This window comes from Chitinophaga fulva (assembly GCF_012927205.1).
In the GTDB taxonomy this organism is placed as follows: domain Bacteria; phylum Bacteroidota; class Bacteroidia; order Chitinophagales; family Chitinophagaceae; genus Chitinophaga; species Chitinophaga fulva.
In genome coordinates this window covers 1,591,364-1,598,524 of sequence record NZ_JABBGC010000002.1, presented here as the reverse complement: position 1 = coordinate 1,598,524, position 7,161 = coordinate 1,591,364, and the positions used below count along the sequence as shown (strand labels likewise).

The 7,161-nt window shown below is 46.7% G+C and carries 5 protein-coding genes; 4 read left to right on the top strand and 1 reads right to left on the bottom strand.

The window, feature by feature from the left end; all coding sequences use genetic code 11:
• Nucleotides 1-55: 55 nt before the first annotated feature.
• From HHL17_RS22845 to HHL17_RS22830, 4 genes are read left to right on the top strand one after another with little or no spacing between them, the layout of a single operon-like run.
• Nucleotides 56-1,750 (top strand): cyclic peptide export ABC transporter, encoded by a 1,695-nt coding sequence (locus HHL17_RS22845; protein WP_169227096.1) that lies wholly within the window; start codon nucleotides 56-58, stop codon nucleotides 1,748-1,750.
• Between the two features lies 1 nt (nucleotide 1,751).
• Complete coding sequence (locus HHL17_RS22840) at nucleotides 1,752-2,462, top strand: thioesterase II family protein (protein WP_169227095.1); 711 nt, start codon at nucleotides 1,752-1,754, stop codon at nucleotides 2,460-2,462.
• 17 nt (nucleotides 2,463-2,479) lie between these two features.
• Nucleotides 2,480-4,969, top strand: coding sequence for a TonB-dependent receptor (locus HHL17_RS22835; RefSeq protein ID WP_169227094.1), 2,490 nt, complete (start codon nucleotides 2,480-2,482; stop codon nucleotides 4,967-4,969).
• A gap of 30 nt (nucleotides 4,970-4,999) precedes the next feature.
• On the top strand, nucleotides 5,000-5,833 hold the full coding sequence (locus HHL17_RS22830) for a hypothetical protein (protein ID WP_169227093.1): 834 nt from the start codon (nucleotides 5,000-5,002) through the stop codon (nucleotides 5,831-5,833).
• Here the strand turns inward: HHL17_RS22830 and HHL17_RS22825 are convergent, their stop codons facing one another.
• Complete coding sequence (locus HHL17_RS22825; RefSeq protein ID WP_240975936.1) at nucleotides 5,834-7,030, bottom strand: winged helix-turn-helix domain-containing protein; 1,197 nt, start codon at nucleotides 7,028-7,030, stop codon at nucleotides 5,834-5,836. It lies immediately after the preceding gene.
• Nucleotides 7,031-7,161 lie beyond the last annotated feature (131 nt).

Sequence of the window (7,161 nt, the reverse complement as noted above, 5' to 3'; positions counted from 1 at the left end):
CGGCATTCCTTTTTTTGATATTTATTGTTTAATCAATTTTAGAAATCCGGGACGTATGAGATTAATAAGCTTGCTTCAGAAAAAATCGAAGTTGTTTTACATCCTGTTGTTATTGCTTGGGCTGATCAATAGTGTGTGGTCTATGGGCCTGCTATTGCTGATCAACAGCAAAATTGCGGGAACTGCTCTTCCGTTTGTACAGGGATACGACTGGCAGATATATGTAGTCATGATCCTGGTGTCTTTTTTTACCGCCAGGGCCTTTCAATCCTACACGATCCGGCTTACCTATGAATTAGGGAATGATCTGGGATTATCTGTTTTTGAAAAACTGCGCTTTTCAGATTATGAAGAATATGTTAAGCTGGGAGAAGAAAAAGTTCGTACAGCCACCGCAGACGTTACTACCCTGCAACGTTTTCCCAATGTTTTTATCGAAACATTTAACTCCATCGTTATGGTGTTAATAGGGTTGACTTATTTGTTCTACACCAATTTCTACGGCGCCTTGCTGATCCTTGGCGTGCTCTCTACGCTGGCGGTGGTGTATTATATCCGGAATATGGCTATCAGCAAGGACCTGAACACCGTGCGTGACCTGGCAAATATTTATCAGCAAAATGTCAATGATTTTCTGCGCGGGTTTAAAGATGTGAAGATGAGCATCACGCGAAGCGATAATATTTTCCTGAAATATATCTCCCAGAACCGGCACCGGGTAAAGGAACTTACCATAAAAACGCTGATCAAGTATATGGGAAATGAGCTGATGGGGAATTATTTATGGTACCTGCTCATCGGGATTATCGTTTTCCTGCTGCCCGTTATCCTGCATATGACAAGCGTTGCGGGCAATCAGTTTGTGGCTACGCTGTTATACCTGATGGGGCCCGTAGGTATTGTAGTGGCCCGCATCAGCGAGTTTACGCAGATGCAGATAGCCGTTGACCGGCTGGAACAATTCCATGATAAGATCAACGCCTCCAAAGCTATCGCTATCGGTCATGGCGACCTGCCTGCTGCCGGTGATAAGTTCGACAGCATCCGTTTCGAAGGTGTTACGTTTGAATATTATGATGAAAGAAGAGCGGAAACCTTCCGTTTAAAGCCACTGACCCTTGATATTAAAAAAGGGGAAAGCATTTTTATTACCGGCGGCAACGGCAGCGGGAAGAGCACTTTCGTGAACCTGCTGACGGGCTTGTATGTGCCGCATAGTGGTACCATATCACTGAACGGACGGGTGATAACTGACAGGACATACCCGGGCTATCGCAACCGCATTGCGGCCATCTTTACAGACAGCATTCTTTTTAATGAAAACTATGATGGCCTGGAACTGGCGCCGGACAATGAACGGTTGATGTTCTGGCTTCGTAAAATGGAGCTGGAAAATATCGTTGTATTTGATGACAAAAAGAAATCGATCAAAGCTGATTTGTCAAAAGGGCAACAGAAGCGGTTGGCGCTGATTTATGTGATGCTGGAAGACAAAGATGTGATCGTGCTGGATGAATGGGCCGCAGAGCAGGACCCCGTGTTCAGAGCTTATTTCTATAAGAAAATTATTCCTGAGCTGAAGCAGATGGGTAAAACCGTTATTGTCGTAACACATGACGATACCTATTTCGATTGCGGGGACCGCCTGATAAAATTCGACTATGGCAATATTGTCAGTGATACACAGGTAAATGCAACAGGTGAACTGCACCTGGCTGTAGGAGAAAACGATGTCAAAAAAAGTAATTGAGATGTTACAGAAAACTAAACTGATATGCATTCCGTATGCAGGCGGAAACAGTTACTCTTTCCGTGACCTGCAACCTTTTTTAGGCAGGTATATAGATATGGTTACGCTGGAATTGCCGGGCCGTGGGAAGAGGTTGGCGGAGCCGTTGCTGTCTGATATGCATGCGATGGCAGCTGATCTCTATCAACAGTTATTGCCACATATAAAATCGCCTTACGTGCTGTATGGCCATTCTATGGGCGCGGTGTTAGGCAACCTGCTGGTGCACCGGTTGAAGGAGGAGTGGAAGGCGCTCCCTTTACATTTTTTCGTTACCGGCTGTGCGGCGCCTGTTTTTAACGATCAGCGGAGGCTGCTGCACGTTTTATCCGATGAGCAGCTGATGGCAGAATTGAAAGTGATGGGCGGCATGCCCGACGCTTTGTTGGCCGACCCGGACCTGATGGAGTTTTTTCTGCCGGTGATCCGGGAAGATATGAAGGCGCTGGAAACTTATCAGTACCAGTCGATGGACAAATACAGTACAGGCGTCACCGTTATCACAGGGGCTACCGAAGAAATCACTGCCAGTCAGACCGCCGGATGGGCGCTTGAAACGGAGAAAGACGTTCGTATACTGCGCTATCCCGGAAACCATTTCTTTATTCTTCATCAATTCCAGAATATAGCCATGCTCATTCGCGATGTGGCGTTAACCCCACAGCATAGCTGAAAAAATCTTTTCATAAAATGTACACAACTATAGAAAACACTACTATGACACCCGGTTCCCCAAAAAGTGTGGTAAAACAATGGATGTTGCCGTTGGTTTTACTGATGTTATCTGTTGCCGCTAACGCACAAACCGGCAAAATTACCGGCCAGCTACGCGATGCAGCGCAGCAGCCGGTTGTTGCCGCCACCGTACTGCTCAAAAAAGCGGCAGATTCCTCCCTGGTGAAAGTCACCCTGTCTGATACTACCGGGGGCTGGCAGCTGGAAGGTATTCCTTTCAACCGTTATTTTGTTACCATTACTTACATAGGATACAAAGAGTGGAACGGCCCGGTTTTTAGCCTGGACCAGCCACAGGTAACGCTGGACAATGCTGTTCTGCAAACAGACGCCAGCAACCTGAAAGGAGTGACCGTAGCGGCTAAAAAACCTTTTATAGAACAACAGCTGGACCGCACTGTTGTGAATGTGGAGTCATCCATCATGGCAGCAGGAGGCAGTGCTATGGATGTGATGGAAAAGCTGCCCGGTGTGTTGGTGGATAAGAACGGCGGTATCTCCATCAAAGGTAAACAAGGCGTAAAAGTAATGATAGACGACAGACCTGCTTACCTCTCGGGAGGAGAGCTGACCGCCTTCCTGCGGAATATGCCCGCCTCACAACTGGAACAGATCGAGATCATGTCTAACCCGCCGGCAAAATATGATGCGGCCGGTAATGGGGTCATTAATATCAAAAGAAAAAAAATGAAGACGGACGGTTTCAACGGAAACATTGTCCTTACCGCCTTACAAGGAAGATATCCTGGCACCACCCAGACCCTCAACTTTAATTATAGCAGCAAGCATATTAATTTTTACGGAAATGCCGGTTATAGCTACCGCAAGAGTTTTGAAGATTATTATATTGTCCGTAACTTTCGCAACGGTGATGATAAAATCACCAGTATTTATGATCAGCATACTTACACCAAAACGACTGGACAAAGTACTACCGGAAAACTGGGACTGGACTATTACGCCGGCGCTAAAACTACTATAGGCGTTGCCGTGGGAGGGTTTCATAATCCCTCCACATCAGCCAGTACCAATAATACATTGCTAAAAAACGGGGACGGCACTATGATAACCCGCGTAGACGCACCAGCTACCACAAAAGGCCAATGGGACAACATGGAAGCGAATGTTAGCCTGAAACATGTATTTGATACGGTAGGACATGACCTGCTGATAAATGCCGACTACCTGTCGTACAACAGTACCAGCGAGCAGCATTTTGATAACCGTTATTATAAACCCGACAGCAGCGAGGCGGCACCACACAAGCTGTTCCTGGCAGACCTGCCGGGGAAAATCAGTATCTACAGCCTGAAAGCGGATTATACCCGTCCGTTGTCAGCAGGTACACGCCTGGAAGCGGGCCTGAAAACGTCGTTTGTCAATACGGACAATAATGCGCAGTATTTCGATGGCGTGACTACCGGCTGGAAAAAGAATGATACCCTGAGCAATCATTTTCTCTATAAAGAAAATATCAATGCGGCGTACCTGAACCTCCGGCATCAACACGAGGCCTGGGAATTTCAGGTGGGTCTCCGGGCAGAACAGACCTGGCTGAAAGGAGAACAGAAAAACAACGGACAAACATTTTCCCGCAGTTATCTGCAGTTCTTCCCGACAGCTTTCCTGGCCTACGATCTTGACAAGGAAAGCAAAGTAACATTGTCCTACGGACGACGGATAGAGCGGCCGGATTACCGCAGTATGAACCCATTCCGTTTCTACCTGGACCAGTATACCTACAACGAAGGAAACCCCTACCTGAACCCGCAATACAGCCATGACGTAGAACTGGGCTACAGTGTATGGGAAGGCGCATTGATGTTCACACTGCTGTATAACCGGACAACAGATATTATCCAGGATGTCATCCTGCAGGATGCCACCAAGAATGAAACCTATCAGCGGCCGGAGAACCTGAATACCCGTAAAGTGCTGGGAGCCAATTTAAACGCCCAGATACCCATAGGTGATAACATGGCGACCGTCATCTACATGGATTATAACAACTACGATTATTCCGGTACGATCAACAACGAACCATTCCGGTTGAAAGCCGGTGTTTTCACCGGCCAGCTGATGCAGCAGGTGAAGTTGAAAAGTGGCTGGGGCTTCCAATTTATGGGCACCTGGGCATCGCGGAGCATCGATGGCACGTTTTTGGTTCAGCCAATAGGGTCGTTGCATGCCGGCGTGCAAAAAGATATCCTCGGTAAGCAGGGCACTATCCGCCTGAGCGCATCTGATATCTTCGGCTGGAACAGGTACAACGCTGCGAGCCGTTATCAGAATATTGATATCTCTATGCGCGGCCAATGGCAGTCACAGGTATTGAAACTGGCGTTTACTTATCGCTTTAATAAAAATGATAAGAAAGATGTGACAGACAAACGTGAAAGCGGCGCATCGGATGAACAGAAAAGGGTGAAGACGGAGAAAAAGTAGCATAATTTTCAAAGCCCTAATATTTTTATCATGATCAGAATGTTGAAATTTTCAGTGACCGTTTTATTGATGTTACTGAGCTGTTTTTCTTTAAACGCGCAGACCGGCAAAGTATCTGGCAGTAAAGAAGATGTAGTGCTGATGCTAAGCGGAGAGGAAAAGCATGGGAAGATCACTGAAATGCAGACAAACACGGTTAAATTTATTCATACCGGGGAAACGCTGGTATATGAACTGAAAAAATCCGACATCAACAAAATTACCTTTAGCAGCGGAAGAGTGGAAGTGATCAGCGCACCTGCGGCCAACGCAGGCAGAGAGCCTGTTGAAAGCGGCCGCCCCATTGAACCAGGACTGGTCGCCATTCTGCCATTCAGGTATATCGCCGTCAATGAGCCCCTGCAACAGGTCACCGAAAAAGGAGAGAAGTTACAGAATGATACCTATGTGTACCTGAGCAATAGGGACGGTCAGTACAAGTTCCAGGACCCTAACACCACGAATGCGCTGTTGTACAAAAAGGGGATTGACGGCAACACCATTAAGGGATATACCTATGATGAGCTTTGCCGGATATTAGGCGCTGAATTTGTTTTACAGGGTACATTGTCCCGTAGTGTAAAGGAAAGCGTGAACTCCTCGGGTTCCAGTACTACTAAAGTAGAAGGCAATAAAAGGCAGAACGACAATTCCAATAGTACTACCATTGAAAACCAATATGAGAATGAAGTTAGCCTGAGTGTTTTCAACAAACAGAATGAGAAAATATTTGCGAACAGGCGTACCGCATTTTTAAATAATGAGGGTTCATACCGGGATGCCCTGCGTTATATGCTGAAAAGAAGCCCGATATACAATAAGTAATCAAAGGGCGTCCTTAATAGCTTTGACCAGCTGTTTATGATTTGATTTTTTGATGTCGACTTGCCAGCATTGATTGAACTTCGCGAATGATTTGATGGCATTGGCGATCTTGCTGATCATCGGCTGGGAGAGTGGCAGGGATTCTGTATGAAGATTGTGTACTGTTAGCGTACGGTTTTTACGATCAGCTTTAGAATCCATTCTGGCCACAAAGGTATCGCCTACCAATATGGGCAGTGAAAAGTATCCGTACTTGCGCTTTGCCTGGGGAACAAAACACTCTATCTGGTAGTCGAAATCAAAGAAGTCTTTTAAACGGTGACGGAGCACATTTACCGTATCGAACGGAGAAAGAATAAATGCATCACCGCTCAGCTTTATTTTTTTGTCTTTGTAATCAGGCAACATATAAAGGGGAGCGGTGTTTTGTCCTTTGATACTGACGAGGCATATTTCACCTTCAGCCACCATCTTTTCCAACGTTGCTTTTACCGGGTTATCTTTTGCGTAGTGTCCGCGCCAGGCGATGTCTTTGGCGTAGGCGATACCTAGCGCCTGCAAAGAACGGCGGATAACGTGCCTTGCATATTCTTCCGGCGCAGGCATGGTAGTGTCCACATCCGCCGGCACCAGGTTTTTAGGCAGGTCATATACCTTATGGAAATTTTTCTCACGGGTGCACATCAGGCTGCCATCGAGGAATAACCGCTCCAATGCCAGCTTTGCCGGCCGCCAATCCCACCAGCCGGAGCTTGCCACCGGCCGGTCGTTTTCAAAGTCCTTTACCATCAGCGGGCCTTCACGGCCAATTCTATCAAGTACCTTGTTCATCAGGTTGATCTCCGGTTGTGTCAGCGGTTTTCTCCTGGATAAAAAACCTTCTTTCACAGGCAGTGAAAAGCGGAACTCATACATGGGAATATATCCGGTACCGTAGGTGAAAAATTCAAAGATGCTTCCATCTGCCATCAGCTCATCAATCCATTCCGGTTTATAGTCCGGTACACGCGCGGCAATAGCATGGTGATGCGCCCGCTCCACCACATAGTTGGTATCAATCTGGATAAAACCGAGGTGATCGATCAGTTTGTAAACGGCCTCGATCCCTTTGCCGAACTGGCCGAGCTGAGCCAGTCCTGCGGCATGAAGGATTATTTTTCTGGCCTGCGGAGCGGTGAGGATATGTTGCTGCATCATGGGAGCAAAATAAGAAAAAATTCTGCCTTGTTTATCAGGAGGATACCATGTGATGTTGTTGCAAACTTGTCATGACTGTAATGACTTGCTGCTGCTGGCTTCTGTGCCAATCATTTTCTTTTTTGAAATAT